Origin of the sequence: Sodalis sp. RH22 (genome assembly GCF_047324165.1) — a bacterium.
Taxonomy (GTDB): Bacteria; Pseudomonadota; Gammaproteobacteria; order Enterobacterales; family Enterobacteriaceae; genus Acerihabitans.
Window position 1 is genome coordinate 1231263 of record NZ_CP178731.1, and the last position, 20612, is coordinate 1251874.

The 20612-nt window shown below is 61.3% G+C and carries 22 protein-coding genes, 1 pseudogene and 1 riboswitch; of the genes and pseudogenes, 19 read left to right on the forward strand and 4 right to left on the reverse strand.

Going from position 1 to position 20612, the window contains the following annotated elements; all coding sequences use genetic code 11:
- Window positions 1-10: 10 nt before the first annotated feature.
- The 4 genes from cbiB to ACL2XN_RS05610 form a co-directional block, all read right to left on the reverse strand.
- Window positions 11-973 carry an adenosylcobinamide-phosphate synthase CbiB gene (cbiB, locus tag ACL2XN_RS05595; RefSeq protein WP_413722835.1) on the reverse strand — a complete coding sequence of 321 codons (963 nt, stop codon included), beginning with the start codon at window positions 971-973 and terminating at the stop codon, window positions 11-13.
- Entirely contained in the window at window positions 970-2334 is a 1365-nt protein-coding gene (locus ACL2XN_RS05600; protein WP_413722834.1) for a cobyrinate a,c-diamide synthase, read from the reverse strand. The genes cbiB and ACL2XN_RS05600 overlap by 4 nt, the downstream gene beginning before the upstream one ends.
- 124 nt (window positions 2335-2458) lie before the next feature.
- Window positions 2459-2642: riboswitch (cobalamin riboswitch) on the reverse strand.
- 313 nt (window positions 2643-2955) lie between these two features.
- A complete protein-coding gene (gene pocR, locus ACL2XN_RS05605) occupies window positions 2956-3891 on the reverse strand; it encodes a transcriptional regulator PocR (protein WP_410015130.1) in 936 nt (311 codons plus the stop codon).
- 229 nt (window positions 3892-4120) lie between these two features.
- Window positions 4121-4951: an MIP/aquaporin family protein gene (locus ACL2XN_RS05610; protein WP_413722833.1), complete on the reverse strand. Its 831-nt coding sequence runs from the start codon at window positions 4949-4951 to the stop codon at window positions 4121-4123.
- A gap of 626 nt (window positions 4952-5577) precedes the next feature.
- Here ACL2XN_RS05610 and pduA point away from each other — a divergent pair.
- From pduA to cobA, 19 genes and pseudogenes are all read left to right on the forward strand, one after another.
- Window positions 5578-5862, forward strand: coding sequence for a propanediol utilization microcompartment protein PduA (gene pduA, locus ACL2XN_RS05615; RefSeq protein WP_331119187.1), 285 nt, complete (start codon window positions 5578-5580; stop codon window positions 5860-5862).
- Window positions 5859-6671, forward strand: coding sequence for a propanediol utilization microcompartment protein PduB (pduB, locus tag ACL2XN_RS05620; RefSeq protein WP_410015132.1), 813 nt, complete (start codon window positions 5859-5861; stop codon window positions 6669-6671). Before pduA ends, pduB begins: the two co-directional genes overlap by 4 nt.
- A gap of 18 nt (window positions 6672-6689) precedes the next feature.
- Window positions 6690-8354, forward strand: a complete 1665-nt coding sequence (gene pduC, locus ACL2XN_RS05625; RefSeq protein ID WP_413728437.1) for a propanediol dehydratase large subunit PduC — start codon at window positions 6690-6692, stop codon at window positions 8352-8354.
- Window positions 8355-8368: 14 nt separating this feature from the next.
- A complete protein-coding gene (locus ACL2XN_RS05630) occupies window positions 8369-9055 on the forward strand; it encodes a propanediol/glycerol family dehydratase medium subunit (RefSeq protein WP_413723440.1) in 687 nt (228 codons plus the stop codon).
- 61 nt (window positions 9056-9116) lie between these two features.
- Window positions 9117-9638 (forward strand): propanediol dehydratase small subunit PduE, encoded by a 522-nt coding sequence (gene pduE / locus ACL2XN_RS05635; RefSeq protein ID WP_413730452.1) that lies wholly within the window; start codon window positions 9117-9119, stop codon window positions 9636-9638.
- A gap of 30 nt (window positions 9639-9668) precedes the next feature.
- Window positions 9669-11504 carry a diol dehydratase reactivase subunit alpha gene (locus tag ACL2XN_RS05640; protein WP_410015135.1) on the forward strand — a complete coding sequence of 612 codons (1836 nt, stop codon included), beginning with the start codon at window positions 9669-9671 and terminating at the stop codon, window positions 11502-11504.
- On the forward strand, window positions 11491-11844 hold the full coding sequence (locus tag ACL2XN_RS05645; protein WP_413728439.1) for a glycerol dehydratase reactivase beta/small subunit family protein: 354 nt from the start codon (window positions 11491-11493) through the stop codon (window positions 11842-11844). The genes ACL2XN_RS05640 and ACL2XN_RS05645 overlap by 14 nt, the downstream gene beginning before the upstream one ends.
- A 47-nt stretch (window positions 11845-11891) precedes the next feature.
- Window positions 11892-12182 carry a BMC domain-containing protein gene (locus tag ACL2XN_RS05650; RefSeq protein ID WP_331119175.1) on the forward strand — a complete coding sequence of 97 codons (291 nt, stop codon included), beginning with the start codon at window positions 11892-11894 and terminating at the stop codon, window positions 12180-12182.
- A gap of 15 nt (window positions 12183-12197) precedes the next feature.
- Window positions 12198-12449, forward strand: a pseudogene (locus ACL2XN_RS05655) (BMC domain-containing protein); the annotation flags it as partial.
- A gap of 401 nt (window positions 12450-12850) precedes the next feature.
- The gene (locus ACL2XN_RS05660) at window positions 12851-13480 is read left to right on the forward strand and encodes a phosphate propanoyltransferase (RefSeq protein WP_410015137.1); all 630 of its coding nucleotides are present in this window, start codon (window positions 12851-12853) and stop codon (window positions 13478-13480) included.
- A 2-nt stretch (window positions 13481-13482) separates the two neighbouring features.
- Window positions 13483-13989, forward strand: a complete 507-nt coding sequence (gene pduM / locus ACL2XN_RS05665; RefSeq protein WP_413722831.1) for a PduM family microcompartment protein — start codon at window positions 13483-13485, stop codon at window positions 13987-13989.
- A gap of 3 nt (window positions 13990-13992) precedes the next feature.
- Complete coding sequence (locus ACL2XN_RS05670) at window positions 13993-14265, forward strand: EutN/CcmL family microcompartment protein (protein ID WP_410015139.1); 273 nt, start codon at window positions 13993-13995, stop codon at window positions 14263-14265.
- Between the two features lie 24 nt (window positions 14266-14289).
- Window positions 14290-15339: a cob(I)yrinic acid a,c-diamide adenosyltransferase gene (locus tag ACL2XN_RS05675; RefSeq protein WP_413730453.1), complete on the forward strand. Its 1050-nt coding sequence runs from the start codon at window positions 14290-14292 to the stop codon at window positions 15337-15339.
- Window positions 15336-16721 carry an aldehyde dehydrogenase family protein gene (locus tag ACL2XN_RS05680; RefSeq protein WP_413728442.1) on the forward strand — a complete coding sequence of 462 codons (1386 nt, stop codon included), beginning with the start codon at window positions 15336-15338 and terminating at the stop codon, window positions 16719-16721. The genes ACL2XN_RS05675 and ACL2XN_RS05680 overlap by 4 nt, the downstream gene beginning before the upstream one ends.
- A gap of 29 nt (window positions 16722-16750) precedes the next feature.
- Complete coding sequence (locus tag ACL2XN_RS05685; RefSeq protein ID WP_413722828.1) at window positions 16751-17860, forward strand: 1-propanol dehydrogenase PduQ; 1110 nt, start codon at window positions 16751-16753, stop codon at window positions 17858-17860.
- A gap of 16 nt (window positions 17861-17876) precedes the next feature.
- Complete coding sequence (locus ACL2XN_RS05690; protein WP_331119159.1) at window positions 17877-18227, forward strand: BMC domain-containing protein; 351 nt, start codon at window positions 17877-17879, stop codon at window positions 18225-18227.
- A gap of 3 nt (window positions 18228-18230) precedes the next feature.
- Complete coding sequence (locus ACL2XN_RS05695) at window positions 18231-18659, forward strand: EutP/PduV family microcompartment system protein (RefSeq protein WP_413722827.1); 429 nt, start codon at window positions 18231-18233, stop codon at window positions 18657-18659.
- Window positions 18660-18676: 17 nt separating this feature from the next.
- Window positions 18677-19885, forward strand: coding sequence for an acetate/propionate family kinase (locus ACL2XN_RS05700; protein ID WP_413722826.1), 1209 nt, complete (start codon window positions 18677-18679; stop codon window positions 19883-19885).
- Complete coding sequence (gene cobA / locus ACL2XN_RS05705; RefSeq protein ID WP_413722825.1) at window positions 19875-20606, forward strand: uroporphyrinogen-III C-methyltransferase; 732 nt, start codon at window positions 19875-19877, stop codon at window positions 20604-20606. Before ACL2XN_RS05700 ends, cobA begins: the two co-directional genes overlap by 11 nt.
- Window positions 20607-20612 lie beyond the last annotated feature (6 nt).

Consider the following 20612-nt stretch of genomic DNA (forward strand, 5'->3'; position numbering starts at 1 on the left):
CTGTTAAGTCTCACCACCACCCTAATCCCGCGCCGCCGGCGCGGAGCAGGCACATCGTCGCCAGCATCAGCGCGGAGGCGACATACATCAAGCGGATACTGTGGATGATGTCGCCAAGGGCAATCTCGCGCCGCGCCTCGCCAATCCAGGGTTTTTCCACCCGGATGCTGAAATAATCATTGGGTCCGCCCAGCCGCACCCCCAGCGCGCCCGCCACCGTCGCCTCCGACCAGGCGCAGTTCGGGCTTTTATGCTGATAGCGATCGCGCCAGCCAATGCGCCAGGCGCCGCGCCCGTCCAGACGCAACAGGCCGGCGGCCAGCGCCAGCAGCAGCCAGCCCAATCGCGCCGGCAGCCAGTTGGCCGCGTCGTCCATTCGCGCCGATACGCAGCCGATGGCTTCGTACTGCGGCGTGCGGTACCCCACCATGGAATCCAGGGTATTGACCGCCTTATAGGCCATCGCCAGCGGCACGCCGCCGATAAACAGCCAGAACAGCGGCGCTATTACGCCGTCAACGCTGTTTTCCGCCACCGTTTCCACCACCGCGCGCATCATTTGCGGCCGCGTCAGGTGCTGGGTATCGCGGCCGACAATGTAGGACAGCTGCCGGCGCGACGCCGCCAGGTCGTCCGCGCGCAGCACGTAATAAACCGCCATGGCGGCATCGCGCAGGCAGCGGGTCGCCAGCAGGGTGTAGGTGAGCCAGGCGGTGGCCAGCCACTCCAGCGCGGGCGAAAAGGACAGCAGGCGCAGCAAGGCCCAGGTCAATCCCCCACTGCCGCCCACCACCAGCAGCCACAGCGCGCCGCCGCCGATATACAGCGCCCGGCGGCTGCGGCAGCAACGGCGGATAACGCGTTGCAGGCCCGTGACGGCATGGCCTATCCAGCGCACCGGATGCGGCCAGTGCGGCGGATCCCCAAGCCACAGATCCAGCAGGTAGCCGGCGAGGTAGGCGCTCAAGGTCATAGCAGCTCGCATCCTTTATCCAGCCAGCGCCGCAGCAAGGCCGGGCGCTGGTAAAAATGCACATGCAGGTAGCTGGCGAGAAGCGTGGCGTCGCCATAACCGCCCGGCCACTGTTTTACCTCGCCGCCGGCGGCGCGTTTGGTGAGGGTAAACAGCGGCGGCTCATCGGTGATAAATTCGGAATGGTGAAATTCGTGACCGCGTAACGTTTCTCCCCTGGCGGTCAGCAGATTATCGGCCAGCGCCCGCCCCTCGCAATAGCCGAAACGCTTGAGTCCCTCGCTCATGCGGCTGACGCCGCGCAACAGGCCGACCATGGGGAAGACGCGGCCCTGCTGATCCTCCAGGGAAGTCCCCAGGTACATCAGCCCCCCGCATTCGGCGTAGATGGCCGTGCCCTGCAGACCGGCCCGCAGCAGCGCTGCCCGCATCGCGCCGTTGGCCGTCAGCCGGTCGGCGAAGAGTTCCGGAAAACCGCCGCCGAGGTAAATCATCTGGCACGCAGGCAGTTCCCGATCGTTTAGCGGGCTGAACGGCACGATACGCACGCCGATATCGCGCAGGAGCTGCAGATTATCCGGATAATAGAAATGAAACGCCTCGTCCTCGGCCAGCGCCAGCGTCAGCTGCGCATAACGCGGCGCGGCGGGCGGCGCGGGCAGGCGGCCCGCCGCGGGCTGGCAGTCGGCAAGACGCAGAAGACAATCGATATCGATATGCTGTTCCACCGCATCCGCCAGTTGGTCCCATTGCGCCTCCAGGCGCCGGTTTTCCTGCGCCGGCACCAGGCCCAGATGCCGGGAGGGCAATGCCCAGTCGCTGAGCGGCGGCAGATACCCCAGCACCGGCAGATCGCAGTAGCGGGTAATGGCGGTTTTAATCAGGTTGAAATGATTGGCGGAGGATACCCGGTTTACGATAATGCCGGCGATGTTGACGGCGGGATCAAACAGTTGAAAGCCCAGTACGGTGGCGGCGGCCGAGGTGGATACCGCCTTGCCGTCGATAATAAGCACCACCGGCACGCCCAGCTGCTTGGCCAGCGCGGCGCTGCTGCAGTCGCCGCCGTCGCTGCCCAGGCCGTCGTAGAGTCCCATGACGCCTTCGATAACGCCCACGTCGGCAGTTTGCATATGCCGGTTAAACAGGCCGTTAAGCGTGTCAGCCCCCAGCATATAGGCGTCCAGGTTATGCGAGGCGATGCCGCTGACCGCTTCATGCCAGCCGGTATCGATATAATCCGGCCCGCACTTGAACGGCTGCGCTCTGAGGCCGCGCCTGGCCAGCACCCGCAGCAGGCCGAGCGTCAGCAATGTTTTCCCGGTCCCGCTTTGCGCGCCGCCAATCAGTATCGCTTTCATCCGTATCCCGTAATGCCAGGGCGGGCCGAACGGGATTGTCGTAAGCAACGGCGGCGGAAAGGCGCTATCCCGACGCAGTCGTTAGGACAACCCGCTTCCCACCGAAGGAGTTGTTACCGAGCCGGTACGGCTCTTGTTATCAGGCAGGTCTTCTGGCTTTGCGTCATCCTCCTCCGGCCCTTCCCAATCATTTTCGATCAGTGGTGACGCCGGATTCGTCGGCATTACAGCAGCGGGGGCTGCGGAGGATTCACACCTCCTTCCCTGACGGCCTTGCGGCGCGTGCAACCTGGTAACATTGGCATTGGCGCCGCGCGGAAATGGCAAATCGTTGCCGGCGGCGCCCCTGTCATCGTTAATCTAAAGTATCTGGGGAAAATATACCCCGGATTGGATCAAAAAAAATGTTCGCCGGCGATGATTTGATTAAAATTTATTGTCGGGGGATAACACTTTTTAGCTATCGGCAATTAGCCATGCCACGGCATGGCGCGATGAGCGGCCATTTTCAGCGGCGAAAGCCATAGCATTAAATAGCGTTGGTTAAATTTAAAAAATGAGATCACGATCGGCTGGAAATAATAACGTCACAATAATTAAAGCGACAAAAGGGAAAAAGGATTAATTACGCGGCATGGCGATATTTTTCGCCGGGCTGTTATTCAGCGCGGATAAACGCTGCTCACGATACGCCTGGGGGGTAATGCGATAGGCCTGGCGAAATACTTTGCAAAAATAGCTGGCCTGGGAAAAACCGAGGTTGCGCGCAATGACGGCGATGGACCAGTCGCTTTGCTCCAGCATCTGGCGCGCGCTTTCCATACGCTGCTGGTTCACGTAGGCGTTAAAACCCACGCCTTGGTATTTTTTGAATAATTTGCTGAAATAATAAGGGCTGAGATAGACCATCGCCGCCACGTCCTCAAGACGCAGGTCCTCGGAGTAATGACTGTCGATATAACGCAGCACCTTTTTCATTTTGCCGTCATGCGCGCTTGGGATCGCCGCCCGGTGCCCGGCGCTCGCCGGCGCGTGTTCCTTAATCACCACGAAATCAAGCTGTTGCTTAAGGTAATTATCAACGATGATTTTCAGCAAATCGGCGGAAGACAGCAACCGGTCGTAATCGATAACCGGAATGTTCTCGAAATGCTCGGCCAGCACGCCGTTCTGGCGCCAGGTGAAGGAACTGCTCTCCTGCACTTCGGGCAGCTTGACGGTATCATTGATGCGCACCTGGCCGCACAGCACAAATCCCACCAAATGGCCGCCGATGACCAGGGGAATGGAAAAATCGGTCAATCCGGCGTGACAGCGGTAGATACAGGGCTGATTGGATTTAGAGGCTTCAAGTCCGCCGCAGCGGTCGCTCATGCGGCAGCGGCGGCCCATTTCCGGATCCTGGCGCAATGATTGGCAAAACGGGGTGAAATGATATAAATCCGAAACTTCCTCGCCGTGGATATTGACTACCACTACAGCCAAATTGGTGGCATTAGCGAAATCATGCGCGATTTTATTTATCAGTTCTGAATCCATAAAACTACCGGAATTCATATTATGCCCTCTCGCGCTTTACTTATTTTTAATAAACCAGTAACAAAAAAGATATATTTCGCCTGATTGTTACGTTTTAATGAAAGATGCAGCGATTACGACGCAATATCTTAAAGCCGTTTGGGATTTAATCATTTTTTCCTTATTCAAAACCGTGCTCTATCACACAATTATAGGATTGCGCCGGCACCCGGTCCTGAAGCCGGGTGCCGGCCGGGTTGCCCGGGGTTTAAGATTGCAGCGGCGGTTGTCCCGCCGCGTCCTGTTTAATATTGCCGGGCAAATGGGGCGCTATCAGGAAGCGGTATACCGCGGCGCCCAGGATCGCCCCGACGATGGGGGCGGCGATGGGCACGATAAAGTAGGGAATCTCGCGGCCTCCGGTCATCGCCACCTCGCCCCAGCCGGCAAAAAAGGTGAACAGCTTGGGGCCGAAGTCACGCGCCGGATTCATGGCGAAACCGGTCAATGGCGCGGTGGACGCACCGATCACCGCCACCAGGATACCGATCAGCAACGGCGCCAGCGGACCTTTGGGCACGCCGTTGCCGTCATCGGTCAGCGCCATGATAAGCCCCATCAGGATGGAGGTGATGACGGTTTCCACCAGCGCGGCCAGCCCGACGCTGATGGCGCTTGCCGGATAAGTGGAAAAGATGCTGGCCAGGAACAGGCTCTCCTGGCTGCCGCGCACCATCTGGTGGGCCTGCTCGTAGAGGCCGAACATATTATGGTACAGCAGATAGGTCAGCGCCGCGCCAAAGAAGGCCCCCGCCACCTGGGCCAGGATATAGGGCAGCACTTTCCTGCCCTCGAAATTAGCCAGCAGCCACAGGGCAATGGTTATCGCCGGATTCAGATGGGCGCCGGAAATACCCGCGGTCAGATACACCGCCAGCGCAATGCCCAGCCCCCACACCACGCAAATCTCCCACAGGCCGAAGCTGGCGCCGGCAAGCTTGGCCGCGCACAGCACGCTGGTGCCGAAAAACATAAACAGCCCGGTACCGAGCAATTCGGCAACACATTGCCCTTTTACCGTTCGTAGAGTGTCGCTCATCGTAATTTTCCTGTATGAGGTCGAAATGAAATAATTATTAGCGTGAAATCGCATTGCTTCCGACTGACATTTTGTCTATTTTTAAAAAATGTTTTAATGAACATAAGGCCTTCAAGGCAATACGCTATATGCCCCCATGGCGTTTAGCAAAGTTATTTATCAATCAAATGAGATCTCGCCTGCAATTATCTTTTTACGTAACAAAAACAAGACATAAAATTTCGTTTTTTAAAATATAAAATAATCGCCACAGTCGATAATTTTTATGGGTCATAGGAGCTGCAAGCCTTGCCGCGCAAGGCATTGCCGTTTTTTCGCCATACTACATTATTGCTCTGGCATTATTTTTTACCGTTAACGTGTCGCCGGCAAAATCACAGCCTGGCCTGAATTTCAAGATCAATTATTGAATTATGGAAGGTAAAAAATTAATTGGTGTTATTGCACAAGTCGATAAAAACCAGCCAGGGCGCCGCATTTTCAAACTGAAATGACAATTTTTTGCTATGCCACCGCCAATCATTTCTTCTATTTTCACCCTAATCAAGCCACTATTTTTTATCGCTTATGCGTATATTTTACCTCGGACATCCTCAGAATTTTAATGATTGGTCGAGGTAATAAAAATGCAACAAGAAGCCCTGGGCATGGTGGAAACCAAAGGTCTGACCGCCGCGATTGAGGCGGCCGATACCATGGTGAAATCGGCCAATGTGTTATTGGTCGGTTATGAAAAAATCGGTTCCGGTCTGGTGACGGTTATCGTGCGCGGCGACGTCGGCGCGGTGAAAGCCGCCACCGATGCCGGCGCCATGGCGGCGGCCAACGTCGGTGAAGTGATCGCCACCCATGTCATCCCACGTCCCCACGCGGATGTGGAGAAATTTTTGCCTAAAGGAACCCGCGAATGAACACCGATAAGGTCATCGAGGCGATCCTGGCCCAGGTGATGGCGAAAATCGGTGACGACGCCCCCGCGGCGCCCCCTTCTCTCTCCCCATTGGAACGAGGTCCGGATATGTCGGAAAACACCTGTAACCTGACGGAATTCGTCGGCACGGCCATGGGCGACACCATCGGTTTGGTGATCGCCAATGTCGACAGCGCAGTGCTGACGGCGATGAAACTGGAAAAACGCTACCGCTCGATCGGTATTCTCGGCACGCGCATCGGCGCGGGTCCGCACATTATGGCGGCGGACGAGGCGGTCAAGGCGACCAATACCGAAGTGGTCAGCATCGAATTACCCCGCGACACTAAAGGCGGCGCGGGACACGGCTCGCTGATCATTTTCGGCGGCGAGGACGTGTCCGATGTGAAACGCGCGGTGGAAGTGGCGCTCAAGGAACTGGACCGGACGTTCGGCGACGTCTACAGCAATGAGGCGGGCCATATCGAACTGCAGTATAGCGCCCGCGCCAGCTACGCGCTGGAAAAAGCCTTCGGCGCGCCGATCGGCAAAGCCTGCGGCGTGATAGTCGGCGCCCCCGCCGCCATCGGCGTAGTGATGGCTGATACGGCGGTGAAATCCGCCAACGTCGATGTGGTTTCCTACAGCTCCCCGTCCAACGGCACCAGCTTCAGCAACGAAGTGATCCTGGTGGTCTCCGGCGATTCCGGCGCGGTGCGCCAGGCGGTGACCTCCGCCCGTGAAATCGGCAAGACCCTGCTCGGCACGCTCGGCGCGGTGCCGCATAACGATCGTCCGTCTTATATTTAACTCCTTGTGGGGGATGGCATGAAATCCAAGCGATTTGAAGCGCTGGCGAAACGGCCGGTTAACCAGGACGGTTTCGTCAAAGAGTGGGTCGAGGAAGGCTTTATAGCCATGGAAAGTCCCAACGACCCCAAGCCGTCGATCAAAATCGTCGACGGCAAGGTTACCGAACTCGACGGCAAGGCCCGCGCCGACTTCGATCTGATCGATCACTTTATCGCCAACTACGGCATTAACCTGGCGCGGTCGGAAGAAGTCATGGCGATGGATTCGGTACAACTGGCAAAAATGCTGTGCGACCCCAACGTGTCGCGCGCCGATATCATCCCGCTGACCACCGCCATGACGCCGGCGAAAATCGTCGAAGTGATGTCGCAGATGAACGTGGTGGAAATGATGATGTCGATGCAGAAGATGCGCGCCCGGCGCACTCCCTCGCAGCAGGCGCACGTCACCAATATCCAGGACAATCCGGTGCAGATTGCCGCCGACGCCGCCGAAGGCGCCTTCCGCGGCTTTGACGAACAGGAAACCACCGTGGCGGTGGCGCGCTACGCGCCGTTTAACGCCATCGCGTTGCTTATCGGCTCGCAGGTCGGCCGGCCGGGCGTGCTGACGCAATGCTCGCTGGAGGAAGCCACCGAACTGAAACTCGGCATGCTGGGCCATACCTGCTATGCCGAAACCATTTCCGTCTACGGCACGGAACCGGTGTTTACCGACGGCGACGATACGCCCTGGTCGAAAGGATTTCTCGCCTCCTCCTACGCCTCGCGCGGCCTGAAGATGCGCTTTACCTCCGGTTCCGGCTCGGAAGTGCAGATGGGCTACGCCGAAGGCAAATCCATGCTGTACCTGGAAGCCCGCTGTATTTTTATTACCCGCGCCGCCGGGGTGCAGGGGCTGCAAAACGGGTCGGTAAGCTGTATCGGCATCCCGTCGGCGGTTCCCTCGGGCATCCGCGCGGTGCTGGCGGAAAACCTGATCTGCTCGTCACTGGATCTGGAGTGCGCCTCCAGCAACGACCAGACCTTCACCCATTCCGATATGCGCCGTACCGCGCGTTTGCTTATGCAGTTCCTGCCCGGCACCGACTTTATCTCCTCCGGTTATTCGGCGGTGCCGAACTACGACAATATGTTCGCCGGCTCCAATGAAGACGCCGAGGACTTCGACGACTACAACATCCTGCAGCGGGATTTAAAAGTGGACGGCGGGCTGCGTCCGGTGCGCGAGGAACAGGTGGTGGCCATTCGCAATAAAGCGGCGCGCGCGCTGCAGGCCACGTTCGCCGGCATGGGCCTGCCGCCCATTAGCGACGAGGAGGTCACCGCCGCCACCTATGCCCACGGTTCGAAGGATATGCCGGCGCGCAATAAGGTGGAGGACATGAAGTTCGCCCAGGAGATTATCGAGAAGAACCGTACCGGACTGGAAGTGGTCAAGGCATTGGCCGAAGGCGGTTTCACGGACGTGGCGCAAAGCGTGCTGGATATCCAGAAAGCCAAGATTGCCGGCGATTACCTGCATACCTCGGCCATTATCGTTGGCAACGGCCAGGTCCTGTCGGCGGTGAACGACGTGAATGATTACGCGGGTCCGGCCACCGGATACCGTTTGCAGGGCGCACGCTGGGAAGAAATCAAAAACATTCCCAACGCGCTCGATCCCAGTGAGTTGGGTTAACCAAGGCGGCCATGATGGAAATTAACGAAACACTATTACGGCAAATCATCGGCGACGTGCTCAGCCAGATGCAGCCGCTGGATAACCAGGTCTCCTTCGCCCCCGCGCCGGCGGCCAAACCCGCGGCGGCGGCGGCGCCCACCGGCGACGGCAAGACCTGCGATTTTCTCAAGGTGGTGGGCGACGCCCGGCCCGGCACCCATAAAGACGAGGTGATTATCGCGGTCGGCCCCGCGTTCGGCCTGTCGCAGACCGTCAATATCATCGGCCTGCCCCATAAGCAGATCCTGCGCGAACTGATTGCCGGCATCGAGGAGGAAGGCGTGCGCGCCCGGGTGATCCGCTGCTTTAAATCCTCCGACGTGGCGTTTGTGGCGGTGGAAGGCAACCGGCTCAGCGGGTCGGGCATCTCCATCGGCATCCAGTCCAAAGGGACGACGGTTATCCACCAGCGCGGCCTGCCGCCGCTGTCCAACCTGGAGCTGTTCCCCCAGGCGCCGCTGCTGACGCTGGAGACCTACCGGCATATCGGTAAAAACGCCGCGCGCTACGCCAAGGGCGAATCGCCGGATCCGGTGCCGACGCTCAACGATCAGATGGCCCGGCCGAAATACCAGGCCAAATCCGCGGTGCTGCATATCAAGGAAACCAAGTATGTGGTGACCGGCAAGCAGCCGCAGGAACTGAGCGTCGCCCTCTGAACGCCACGACTTTAACCTCTACGCGCCCGCCGCGGGCGATGCGCGAATTAAGGTAACGACGATGAATGCTGAAGCAATTGAAACCATGGTGCGTGACGTGCTGGCACGCATGAACAATCCGGACGCGGTGCAAACGCCGGCCCCGGCGTCCAGCGCGCCCAAGGCCTTCACGGCCGGCGTGGCGGATTATCCGCTGACCAATAAGCACCCGGACTGGGTCAAGACCGCCACCGGCAAAACCCTGGACGACCTGACGCTGGCCAACGTGCTTAACGGCCGCGTCACCGCCCAGGACGTGCGGATCACTCCGGAAATCCTGCGCATCCAGGCGGATATCGCCCGCTCCGCCGGACGTTCCCTGCTGGCGATGAACTTCGAGCGCGCCGCCGAGCTGACGGCGGTGCCGGATGAGCGGGTCCTGGAAATCTATAACGCCCTGCGTCCGTTCCGCTCAAGCCAGGAAGAATTACTGGCGATAGCCGGTGAGCTTGAGTCGCGCTACAAAGCGACGATTTGCGCCGGTTTTGTCCGCGAGGCCGCGGGGTATTACCTGCAGCGTAAAAAGCTCAAGGGTGATGATTAACACCGGGGAACCGGCGGGCGGGAGCAACAGATGGGTTATATCGTAGGGGTGGATATCGGTAATGCCTCCACCGAGGCGGCGCTGGCGCAGGCCTCCGCCAGCGGGGCATTGACATTTATCGCCAGTTCTCTGGCGGAAACCACCGGTATCAAAGGCACCAAACGCAACGTGTTCGGGATTATGCAGGCCCTGAACGCGGTGGTGGCGCGGGCCGGCATCAGCATTGCCGACCTGACGCTGATACGGCTCAACGAAGCAACGCCGGTCATCGGCGACGTGGCGATGGAAACCATCACCGAAACCGTGATTACCGAGTCCACCATGATCGGCCATAACCCCAAAACGCCGGGGGGGCTGGGTCTGGGGGCCGGTATTACCATCGGCTTCGACGAACTGCTGACGCGCTCCGTGGAGGAACCCTATATCGTCATTGCCCCCGCCGCGCTCGATTTTGCCGATATCGCCGCGATGATCAACGCGGCGGTCAAGGCCGGTTTTCGTATTACGGCGGCTATTTTGCAGCGCGACGACGGCGTGCTGGTCAGCAACCGGCTGGACCAGCCCATCCCCATCGTCGACGAGGTGCGTCATATCGAGCGCATCCCGCTCGGCATGCCCGCGGCGGTGGAAGTGGCCGCCCCCGGCAAGGTGATTACCCAGTTGGCCAATCCTTACGGCATCGCCACCGTGTTCAAGCTGAACGCCGACGAAACCCGCGCCATCGTGCCGGTGGCCCGTTCGCTTATCGGCACCCGCTCCGCGGTGGTGGTGAAAACGCCCAAAGGCGACGTCAAGGCGCGCACCATCCCGGCCGGACATCTGGAGCTGTATGCCGGTAACCGGGTAACGCGCATCGATGTGCACCAGGGAGCGGAAAAAATCATGGCGGCGGTGTCCGCCCTCGGCCGGCTCGACAACGCCGGCGGCGAATCCGGCACCCATATCGGCGGCATGCTGGAGCAGGTGCGCCAGACCATGGCGGAACTGACCAATAAGGATCCGTCCGCCATCGCCATCCAGGATCTGCTGGCGGTGGATACCTTCGTGCCGGTAAACGTTAAAGGCGGCCTGGCCGGGGAATTCTTTATGGAACAGGCGGTGGGCATCGCCGCGATGGTGAAATCCGATCGGCTGCAGATGATGGACATCGCCGACGCGCTGCAACAGCAGACCGGGGTCAGGGTCGCCATCGGCGGCGCCGAGGCGGAGGCCGCCATCCTCGGCGCGCTGACCACGCCGGGCACGCAGCGGCCGCTGGCGATCCTCGATCTGGGCGCCGGCTCCACCGACGCCTCAATCATCGACGGCAACGGCCGCATCGTCGCCACGCACCTGGCGGGCGCCGGCGATATGGTGACGCTGCTGATCAATTCCGAACTGGGGCTTGAACAGCGCCAACTGGCGGAGGACATCAAAAAGTATCCCCTGGCCAAGGTGGAGAGCCTGTTCCATATCCGCCATGAGGACGGCAGCGTGCAGTTTTTCGACCACCCCCTGCCGGCCGACGTGTTTGCCCGGGTGGTGGTGGTCAAGGAGGACGGCATGGTGCCCCTGCCGGCCGATCTGGCGCTGGAAAAAGTGCGCGTGGTGCGGCGCAGCGCCAAGCAACGGGTGTTTGTCGCCAATGCCCTGCGCGCGCTGGCCCAGGTCAGCCCGACCGGCAGCATTCGCGATATTCCCTTCGTCGTGCTGGTGGGCGGCTCCGCGCTGGACTTTGAAATACCGCAGCTGGTGACGGACGCGCTAGCCCATTTCCACCTGGTGGCCGGCCAGGGCAACGTGCGCGGCTGCGAAGGCCCGCGCAACGCCGTTGCCACGGGACTGGTGCTGTCATGGACCGGGGAGGCGGCGCATGAGCCTGCCTGATATCAGCCATCCGGCCATCATCGTCATCCTGTGCGGCGGCGGGCGTCCCGGCTGGCAACAGCTGCTGCTGGGCATGGAAGAGGAAGGCATCCCGTATGCGCTGCATGACGCCGGCGATGACGCCACCCCGCTGGCCCTCCTGGCGCACCAGGCCTCGAACGCATCGCCGCTGGCGGTGGGCGTGGCGGTCGGCGCGCAGGATATCGCGGTGCACGATCCGCATTTACCCGCCGACCGCCCGCTGTTTGTCCTCAGGGACTATACGCGGCTGCCGGCGCAAGAAATCCGCCGGCTGGGCTGCAACGCGGCACGGCTGGTGAAAGGGTTACCGTTTAAATAATGCCGGGCAATCAACCACATCACGTCGCCCACAACAGGAGAGAAAGCATGAACAACGCATTGGGATTAATTGAAACTAAAGGGCTGGTCGGCGCCATTATCGCCGCGGACGCCATGGTCAAATCGGCCAACGTCCAACTGGTGGGCTATGAAAAAATAGGCTCGGGTCTGGTAACGGTCATGGTGCGCGGCGACGTCGGGGCGGTCAAGGCGGCGGTGGATGCCGGCGCGGCGGCGGCCCAGGGCATCGGCAACGTGGTCTCCACGCACGTTATTCCCCGTCCGCATTCGGATGTCGAGGGCTTTTTGCCCACCGCCACCCCGGTACTGGGTGAATAACCTGAAGGTGACCGCGTGAAAACCTCACTGGGTTTGCTTGAAGTCGCCGGTCTGGCGCTGGCCGTCAAGGCGGCCGACACCATGGCCAAGGCGGCGAACGTTGCCCTGACCGGCATCGAAAGGACCAACGGCTCGGGCTGGATGCTGATCACCATTACCGGTGACGTGGCGGCGGTCAATTCGGCCATTGCCAACGGCGCGGCGCTGGCGCGCCGGGAAAACGGCTGGGTGGCGCAACGGGTTATCGCCCGTCCTGCGGACGGTCTGGACGGCTGGCTGGACGGCGCGATAAAAACCCGGCCCGCCGACGGCGGCAACAATGCCCTGGACCGGCATGACGATATCGCGTCCGGCGCGCCGGCGGAATCAGGCGCGGTTGCGCTCGCAAGCCGCGCGGCGCCACCCGCGGCCAGTATCCCGGCAGCGGCGGATATCGCCCCGGCCGGCGCGATCGCGGCGGGAGAGGAACCCGCCGCACCGCCGGCGGCGATCCTCACCGCCCCGCCGGTAAAACCGGCGGCGGAAATACGCGGCGAACCGGCAATGTTGCCGGACCTGCCTGGGCGGGTGCCGGGCGAATGTAATTTATGTCACGACCCGGCATGTCCGCGCCGCAAAGGCGACCCCCGCGCGACATGTATTCATGACGGAGAAAGAGGCTAAGTCAGATGGAAACATTGGAGTTGCAGTCCCTGGTGGAAAACGTACTGCTCGATATGCGGCGGCGCCCCGTGCCGCTTGGCGTATCGAACCGGCATTTGCATCTGTCCCTTGAGGATTATGAACATCTGTTTCCCGGCCGGCCGCTGATCTTCAAAAAGGATTTGTATCAGCCCGGACAGTTCGCCTCCGAGCAGGTGGTCAACCTCGTCGGTCCGAAAGGCACGCTGAAAAACGTGCGCATCCTCGGCCCGCTGCGCGGCCGGTCCCAGGTGGAAATTTCCCGGACCGACGCCCGGCTGCTGGGCATTGCCGCGCCGCTGCGCCTGTCGGGCAACCTGGACGCCACGCCGGGCATCCGGCTGGTCAGCGCCAGCGGCGAGCTGGAATTACCCCATGGCGTGATCGTGGCGCAACGGCATATCCATATGTCGCCCCTTGATGCGTTGCTGTTCGGCGTTAAGCCGGGCGATGTGGTGCGCGTAGCCCTGAACGGCACCGGCCGCCGGCTGATCTTTGACGATGTGGTGATCCGGGTGGGCGAGCATATGCGCCTGGAAATGCATATTGATACCGACGAGGCCAACGCGGCCGACGCCGGTGACAAAGGCGCCACCGCGGTTTTGCTGGGGCGCTGAGGATGGTTTGGGAAGGCGGGCGCGAACAATGGCTGGCGGAATGCGTCGTCCGGGTACTGCAGCGGCTACAACAGCGCCAGCGGGCTGAGCTGGTGCTGCCGCTGCCGCGCTTAACCCGCGACTGGCCCGCGAACGCCGCGCTGAACCATGCGCGTCTGCGGGTGACGCACACCACGCCGGCTTTTTGGCAACGGCTGGCCGGCGGCGGGGACGAAGATGCGGCGTTTGACGCGCTGAGGCGGGCCTGGCGCGACGGCATGCAGGTATGGCTTGAAATCGATAACGCCTGCTTCGGCCTGCTGCCGGTCGCCGGGCTGCTACGGCTGCCGCTGCGTTTTTGCGCGCCGGACGGCAGGCCGGTTCACCTGCTGGCGCGCCGGGTGGCGGGCTACGCCGATGTCCGACCGCTGCCGCCGGGATATCTCGTCGTGGCGCGCCATGTCCTGCTGACCGCATTGGCCAGGGATGAAATTGTTAAACGTCGTCTTCAACTTTACAGGCAGGACTAGAACATGCAACTGGCTCGCGTAATCGGTTCGGTGGTGTCGACGCAGAAAGCGCCTTCGCTGCTGGGTAAAAAATTGATGGTGGTGGAACCGGTCAATGTCGACGGTTCGGCCCCCAGCGGCTTCACGCAGCAGGAGGTGGCGGTGGATTCCGTCGGCGCGGGCGAAGGCGAAATCGTGCTGCTGGCGCGGGGGGCGTCGGCGCGCTGGGTATTCGCCGAGCCCAACCAGGCCATCGACCTGGCGATTGTCGGCATCGTCGACACCATTGTGCCTTAGCAGGGGCCGGATCAGGAGCGGGTTATGAGCATCTATACCAAAACCGGCGATAAAGGCACCACCTCGCTTATCGGCGGCCAACGCATTAAAAAATACCACCCGCGCGTCGACGCCTACGGCACGGTGGATGAACTGAACGCCTGCCTGGCGGTGGCCGCCCATCAGGTGCGCGACGCGCAAAACCGACGTCTGCTGCGCGCCATCCAACAGCAGTTGTTCTGGCTGGGCGCGGAATTGGCCGACGAACGGCCCGGCCTGCGATCCGATAGCGTCCAGCGCCTGGGCGCCGAACAGATAACGCAGCTGGAGCAGGCCATCGATCGCTGCATGGCGGCGCTGCCGCCGGTCACGGGCTTTGTACTGCCCGGCGACAGCCCGGCCGGCAGTCAACTGCATTTGGCGCGCACCGTGGCCAGGCGCGCCGAGCGACTGCTGGTGCAGTTGGCGGACGAGACGCCGGTGCGCGGCGAGGTGCTCGGTTTTATCAACCGGTTATCGGACTGCCTGTATGCGCTGGCCCGCTTTGAGGATCGCTGTGCCGAAACCGACGCCGTGGTCGGCGAGGTGCTACGGCGCTATCAGGCAAGCGCGGGGTCCACCGCCGGCCAGGCCGGGGCGGACCCCGCCCCGCCTGACGGCGAAACGCCCGGCGCGCCGGAGGACCTTGACTTTCTGCTGGTCCATCGCCTGTTGCGCGCGGCGATGGCGGCGGCCGGCGAACTGGCGGTGGCGGTGGTGATGGCCGTTGTGGATCGGCACGGCAATCCGGTCATCACCTATCGCATGAGCGGCGCGCTGCTGGCCGCCATCGATCTGGCGCCGAAAAAGGCCTGGTCCGCCGTGGCGCTGAAAACCGCCACCCATGAACTTGGCCCGGACATCCAGCCCGGCGCCGCACTGTATCAATTAGAAGCCTCATCGGGCGGCAGGATTGTCACCTTTGGCGGCGGATATCCGCTTTACCGCGCGGGCCTTCTTATCGGCGGGCTGGGCATCAGCGGCGGCACCGTCGACCAGGACCGGCACATCGCCCAATGGGCTATCACTCAATGTCATGTGGGGAAAGAGTCATGAATACAAATGAACTGGAAACGCTGATCCGCACCATAGTGCGCGAAAAACTCGAGCCGGCGCGGCGGGAAAAAACCACCTCGGCCCTGTTCGACCACGTCGATCAGGCGATCGATGCGGCCCACGCGGCGTTCCTGGCCTATCAGCAGTGCCCGCTGAAAACGCGCAACGCCGTGATCGCCGCCATTCGCCATGACCTGGTGCCGCATCTGCAGGTGCTGGCCGAGCGCGGCGCCGAGGAAACCGGCATGGGGCGCGTAGAGGATAAGCTGCTGAAAAACCGCGTGGCGCTGGAAAAAACGCCCGGCGTGGAAGACCTGGTCACCGAGGCCATCACCGGCGACGAAGGCATGGTCTTGTTCGAGTATTCGCCGTTCGGCGTGATCGGATCGGTGGCGCCCAGCACCAATCCCACCGAGACCATTATCAATAACTGTATCAGCATGCTGGCCGCCGGCAACGCCATCTTCTTCAGCCCGCATCCCGGGGCCAAAAATGTGTCGTTGTGGCTTATCGAGCAGATCGAAGCCATTATTTTCACCGCCTGCGGCATCCATAACCTGGTGACCTGCCTGCGCGAGCCAAGCTTCGAGTCCACCCAACAGATGATGAAACACCCCCTGATTGCCCTGCTGGCCATCACCGGCGGCCCCGGTATTGTCAACATGGCGCTGAAAAGCGGCAAAAAAACCATCGGCGCCGGCGCCGGCAACCCGCCGAGCCTGGTGGATGAAACCGCCGTGCTGGATAAAGCGGCGCAGGATATCGTCAGCGGCGCCTCCTTTGACTACAACCTGCCCTGCACCGCCGAAAAAAGCCTGATCGTGGTGGAAAGCGTGGCCGACGCCCTGCTGTCCGAAATGCAAAAATGCGGCGCGCTGATGGTCGCCGGCGGCGATATCGACAAGCTGCGCAACGTCGCCATTATCGACGGCCACGCCAATAAGGCGCTGGTGGGCAAAAGCCCGCTGGCGCTGCTGCAGGCCGCCGGCCTGCCGCGGCCCGATAAGGCGCCGCGCCTGCTGCTGGTCGAGGTCGGCGCCGGCGACCTGTTTGTCTCGGTGGAACAGCTGATGCCGATCCTCCCGGTGGTGCGCGTACGTGATTTCGACAGCGGCCTGCAGCTGGCGCTCAAGGTCGAAGGCGGCCTGCACCACACCGCCACCATGCATTCGCAAAATGTCTCGCGGCTCAATAAGGCGGCCAGGCTGCTGCAAACCTCCATTTTTGTCAAAAACGGCCCGTCCTATGCCGGGATCGGCGTGGGCGCCGAAGGGTTTGCCACCTTCACCATCGCCACCCCCACCGGCGAAGGCACCACGTCGGCGCGCACCTTCGCCCGCCACCGCCGCTGTGTGTTGACGAATGCGTTCTCCATCCGTTGAACAAATTGCGTTGAGGTAAAGGAAAGACGATGAAACGTTTTGTCATCCCGACCCGCGTCTACAGCGGCATCGACAGCCTGGAGCGCCTGGAGCGCTACCGCGGCAAGAAAATCTGGGTGGTCTGCGACGGCTTCCTGGCCAAGGGCGGCGCCATCGCGCGCCTGCTGGCGCATCTGGACGCCGACCGGGTCAGCCTGTTCAGCGAGATCATGCCGGATCCGCCCATCGCCACCGTGGTGGCCGGTATCGCGCAGCTGCAATCGGTCAGGCCGGACGTGGTAATAGGGTTCGGCGGCGGGTCCGCCATCGACGCCGCCAAGGCCATGGTGTTTTTCGGCCGCCGGGTGGGCATCGCCATCGACACCTTTATCGCCATTCCCACCACCAGCGGCACCGGCTCGGAAGTGACCAGCGCCAGCGTGATAAGCGATCCGGCGCAGGGCATCAAATATCCCCTGTTCGACGATGCCATTTATCCCGATATCGCCCTGCTCGATCCGCAACTGGTGGTATCGGTGCCGCCGGCGGTCACGGCCAATACCGGGATGGACGTATTGACCCATGCCATTGAGGCGTATGTGTCCACCGGCGCCAGCGATTTCAGCGACGCGCTGGCGGAGAAGGCCGCGCAGCTGGTGTTCCGCTACCTGCCGGCCGCGTATGCCACGGGAGACTGCCTGCGCACGCGGGAAAAAATGCACAACGCCGCGACCCTGGCCGGCATGGCCTTCAGCCAGGCAGGGCTGGGTTTAAACCACGCCATCGCCCATCAGTTCGGCGGGCAACTGCATGTGGCGCACGGTCTGGCCAACGCGCTGCTGCTCACCGAAGTGATCCGCTTTAACAGCGCGGACGCGCGGGCGACGAAAAAATATGCCCGCCTGGCAAGGCTCTGTGGCCTGGCCGCCCGGCAAAACGACGATCGGGCCGGGCTAAATCAGTTGCTCAACCATATCAGCCAGTTAAAACGCGCCATCGGCATCCCCGCCGGCCTGGGCGCGCTTGGCCTTGGCGCGGAAAAAATACGCCTCGCCACGCCCCCTATGATCCGGGCGGCGTTAAGCGACGCCACGTTAACCACCAATCCGCGCCCGGCGTCGGATAACGATATCGGGGCGATTATCGGCGCCGTGATATAGCGAAAAACAGGACATTATGAATAGCGAGATAAAAACCGAGCGGGTCATTCAGGAATATGTTCCCGGCAAACAAATTACGCTGGCGCATTTAATTGCCAATCCCAATAAGGATATTTATAAAAAACTGGGGCTGAATGAGGATGACAATGCTATCGGCATTCTCACCATCACGCCCAGCGAAGCCTCGATTATCGCCAGCGATATCGCCACGAAATCCGGCGCGATAAAGATTGGCTTTATCGACCGTTTTACCGGCGCGGTAATTATTTGCGGCGATGTGTCCTCGGTGGAATATGCCCTGAAACAGGTGCTGTATACCCTGGGTGAGATGATGAAATTCACCCCCTGCGCGCTGACCCGGACCTGAGCCATGAAACGGTTGATGCTGCTCGGACCCAGTCAGTCGGGGAAAACCACGCTGTTGCAATGCCTGCGGGGCGATCCCCTGGTCTACCGCAAAACGCAGTCCATGGTTTACCTGGCCGACGCCATTGACAGCCCGGGGGAATATATCGAGAACCGCCATTTTTACAGCGCGCTGCTCTCAAGTTCCTATGAAGCGGATATCGTCGCTTTGGTACAAAGCCTCGACAGTGAAAACAGCTATTTTTCACCCATGTTCGCCACCCTGTTTAATAAACCGGTTATCGGCATTATCACCAAGGGCGACATTGCGGTCGATGAAAGACAAAAAGCCTTCGTTATTCATCAATTAAAGCAGGCCGGCGCGGATCCGCTGTTTCTGGTATCGGCCACCCGGCGGGAAGGTATTGCGCCACTGCTGACGTATCTGGAATAACAGTTTCGGAGTAACAGATGACACACCTAATTATGGCGGTGAATGCCGGCAGCTCGTCCCTTAAGTTCGAATTATTTGCCATGCCGGAGGAAATCACCCTGGCCAAGGGGCTGTTTGAAAGGCTGGGCAGCGGCAGCGCGCGCTTTACCCTGCGCGCGGACGGGGGCACACATCAGGCCGACGTAGCGCTTAACGATCACCAGCAGGCGGCGGAGTATTTACTGGATACCCTGCTGCAACGCGGCATCGTCGACTCCCTGGCGCATATCGACGGCGTCGGCCACCGGGTGGCCCACGGCGGCGAATATTTCAAGGATTCCGCACCTATCGACGCCGCCGCGCTGGAGGAAATCGACGCACTCGGCGCCCTGGCGCCGATCCATAACCCGGTTAACGCCAAGGGTATCCGCGCGTTCCAGCGGCGTCTGCCGCACGCGGTCTGCGTGGGGGTGTTCGATACCTCTTTTCACCAGACCATCAGCGAGGCCGGCTATCTTTATCCGCTGCCCTACCGTTATTACCGTGATTACGGCATCCGCCGCTACGGTTTTCACGGCACCAGCCATAAATACATCGCCGAAACCTGCGCCGGTCTGCTGGGGCGGAGGGACCTGCGCATCATCTCCTGCCATCTGGGCAACGGGGCCAGCATCTGCGCCATTAACGGCGGCCGGTCGGTCGCCACCTCCATGGGATTTACGCCGCTGGCCGGACTGATGATGGGCACGCGCTGCGGCGATATCGATCCGTCGATAGTGCCGTTTATCGCCTTGCGCGAAAATAAATCTGCACAACAATTGCTTGAGATCATGAATAACGCGTCCGGGCTGCTGGGCGTCTCTGGGATCTCCAATGACTGTCGTGATATCGTAAGCGCCGCCGAGTCGGGCAATCACCGCGCGGCGCTGGCGCTGGCCATGTTCACCGATCGCATCCGCAGCGCTATCGGCGCGTACGCAACCGAAATGGACGGCGTGGATGTGGTGATTTTTACCGCCGGCATCGGCGAGAACGCCGCCGGCATCCGCTGGCAAATCTGCCGCAATCTCGCATTTCTGGGCATCCGCGTGGACGAAAACAAAAACGAGCGTCACGCCACGTTTATCCAGCAGGACGGCGCGCCGGTTATCGTCGCGGTGATCCCCACCAATGAAGAACTGATGATCGCCCGCGATGTCATGCGTGTCGGTCTGGCGCAACCAAAAGAGGTGCAACATGTCGGGTAAGGTATGGCTGGTGGGCGCCGGTCCGGGCGATCCCGGGCTGATAACCGTGATGGGGCTGGACTGCCTGAAGCGCGCCGACGCGGTGGTCTACGATCGCCTGGTCAATCCACTGCTGCTGAAAGAAGCCGCCGCGCACTGCGTGCTGATCGACGTGGGCAAACGCGCCGATCACCACCCGATCCCGCAGGATCGGATTAACGCCATTCTGATCGAACAGGCGAATATGGGCCGCGAGGTGGTGCGGCTGAAAGGCGGCGATCCTTTTGTCTTTGGCCGCGGCGGCGAAGAGGCCGAGGCGCTGGTGCGCGCCGGCGTTACCTGCGAGGTGGTGCCGGGTATTACCTCGGCCATCGGCGGCCTGGCGCGCGCCGGCATCCCGGTAACCCATCGTGACTTCGCCTCCTCGTTTCATGTTATTACCGGGCACCTGCGCGACGGCAAGGATCCGCATAACTGGCGGGTGCTGGCGCAGCTGGACGGCACGCTGATTATCCTGATGGGCATGTCGCGGCTGGCGGATATCTGCCGGCAGCTTATCCTCCATGGCCGGGACGCGGATACGCCTGCGGCGGTGGTAATGAACGCCAGCCATCCGGAACAGCGCACCGTGCTGGCCACCCTCGGCACGCTTGCGCAAGAAAGCGCGCGGGCGGGAATGGCGGCGCCGTCGCTGATTGTCATCGGCGACGTGGCCGCGCTGACCTTGCTGCAATCGTTATGATGACGG

What these genes read in the sequence shown, in the direction of transcription:
- pduM (WP_413722831.1), top strand. Translation starts at nt 13,483, where the DNA reads ATGGTTTGGGAAGGCGGGCGCGAACAATGGCTGGCGGAATGCGTCGTC.
- ACL2XN_RS05700 (WP_413722826.1), top strand. Translation starts at nt 18,677, where the DNA reads ATGACACACCTAATTATGGCGGTGAATGCCGGCAGCTCGTCCCTTAAG.
- ACL2XN_RS05610 (WP_413722833.1), bottom strand. Translation starts at nt 4,951, where the DNA reads ATGAGCGACACTCTACGAACGGTAAAAGGGCAATGTGTTGCCGAATTG.
- pduA (WP_331119187.1), top strand. Translation starts at nt 5,578, where the DNA reads ATGCAACAAGAAGCCCTGGGCATGGTGGAAACCAAAGGTCTGACCGCC.
- pduE (WP_413730452.1), top strand. Translation starts at nt 9,117, where the DNA reads ATGAATGCTGAAGCAATTGAAACCATGGTGCGTGACGTGCTGGCACGC.
- ACL2XN_RS05675 (WP_413730453.1), top strand. Translation starts at nt 14,290, where the DNA reads ATGAGCATCTATACCAAAACCGGCGATAAAGGCACCACCTCGCTTATC.
- ACL2XN_RS05630 (WP_413723440.1), top strand. Translation starts at nt 8,369, where the DNA reads ATGGAAATTAACGAAACACTATTACGGCAAATCATCGGCGACGTGCTC.
- ACL2XN_RS05645 (WP_413728439.1), top strand. Translation starts at nt 11,491, where the DNA reads ATGAGCCTGCCTGATATCAGCCATCCGGCCATCATCGTCATCCTGTGC.
- ACL2XN_RS05660 (WP_410015137.1), top strand. Translation starts at nt 12,851, where the DNA reads ATGGAAACATTGGAGTTGCAGTCCCTGGTGGAAAACGTACTGCTCGAT.
- ACL2XN_RS05650 (WP_331119175.1), top strand. Translation starts at nt 11,892, where the DNA reads ATGAACAACGCATTGGGATTAATTGAAACTAAAGGGCTGGTCGGCGCC.
- pduC (WP_413728437.1), top strand. Translation starts at nt 6,690, where the DNA reads ATGAAATCCAAGCGATTTGAAGCGCTGGCGAAACGGCCGGTTAACCAG.
- cobA (WP_413722825.1), top strand. Translation starts at nt 19,875, where the DNA reads ATGTCGGGTAAGGTATGGCTGGTGGGCGCCGGTCCGGGCGATCCCGGG.
- cbiB (WP_413722835.1), bottom strand. Translation starts at nt 973, where the DNA reads ATGACCTTGAGCGCCTACCTCGCCGGCTACCTGCTGGATCTGTGGCTT.
- ACL2XN_RS05670 (WP_410015139.1), top strand. Translation starts at nt 13,993, where the DNA reads ATGCAACTGGCTCGCGTAATCGGTTCGGTGGTGTCGACGCAGAAAGCG.
- ACL2XN_RS05685 (WP_413722828.1), top strand. Translation starts at nt 16,751, where the DNA reads ATGAAACGTTTTGTCATCCCGACCCGCGTCTACAGCGGCATCGACAGC.
- ACL2XN_RS05680 (WP_413728442.1), top strand. Translation starts at nt 15,336, where the DNA reads ATGAATACAAATGAACTGGAAACGCTGATCCGCACCATAGTGCGCGAA.
- ACL2XN_RS05640 (WP_410015135.1), top strand. Translation starts at nt 9,669, where the DNA reads ATGGGTTATATCGTAGGGGTGGATATCGGTAATGCCTCCACCGAGGCG.
- pduB (WP_410015132.1), top strand. Translation starts at nt 5,859, where the DNA reads ATGAACACCGATAAGGTCATCGAGGCGATCCTGGCCCAGGTGATGGCG.
- pocR (WP_410015130.1), bottom strand. Translation starts at nt 3,891, where the DNA reads ATGAATTCCGGTAGTTTTATGGATTCAGAACTGATAAATAAAATCGCG.
- ACL2XN_RS05695 (WP_413722827.1), top strand. Translation starts at nt 18,231, where the DNA reads ATGAAACGGTTGATGCTGCTCGGACCCAGTCAGTCGGGGAAAACCACG.
- ACL2XN_RS05600 (WP_413722834.1), bottom strand. Translation starts at nt 2,334, where the DNA reads ATGAAAGCGATACTGATTGGCGGCGCGCAAAGCGGGACCGGGAAAACA.
- ACL2XN_RS05690 (WP_331119159.1), top strand. Translation starts at nt 17,877, where the DNA reads ATGAATAGCGAGATAAAAACCGAGCGGGTCATTCAGGAATATGTTCCC.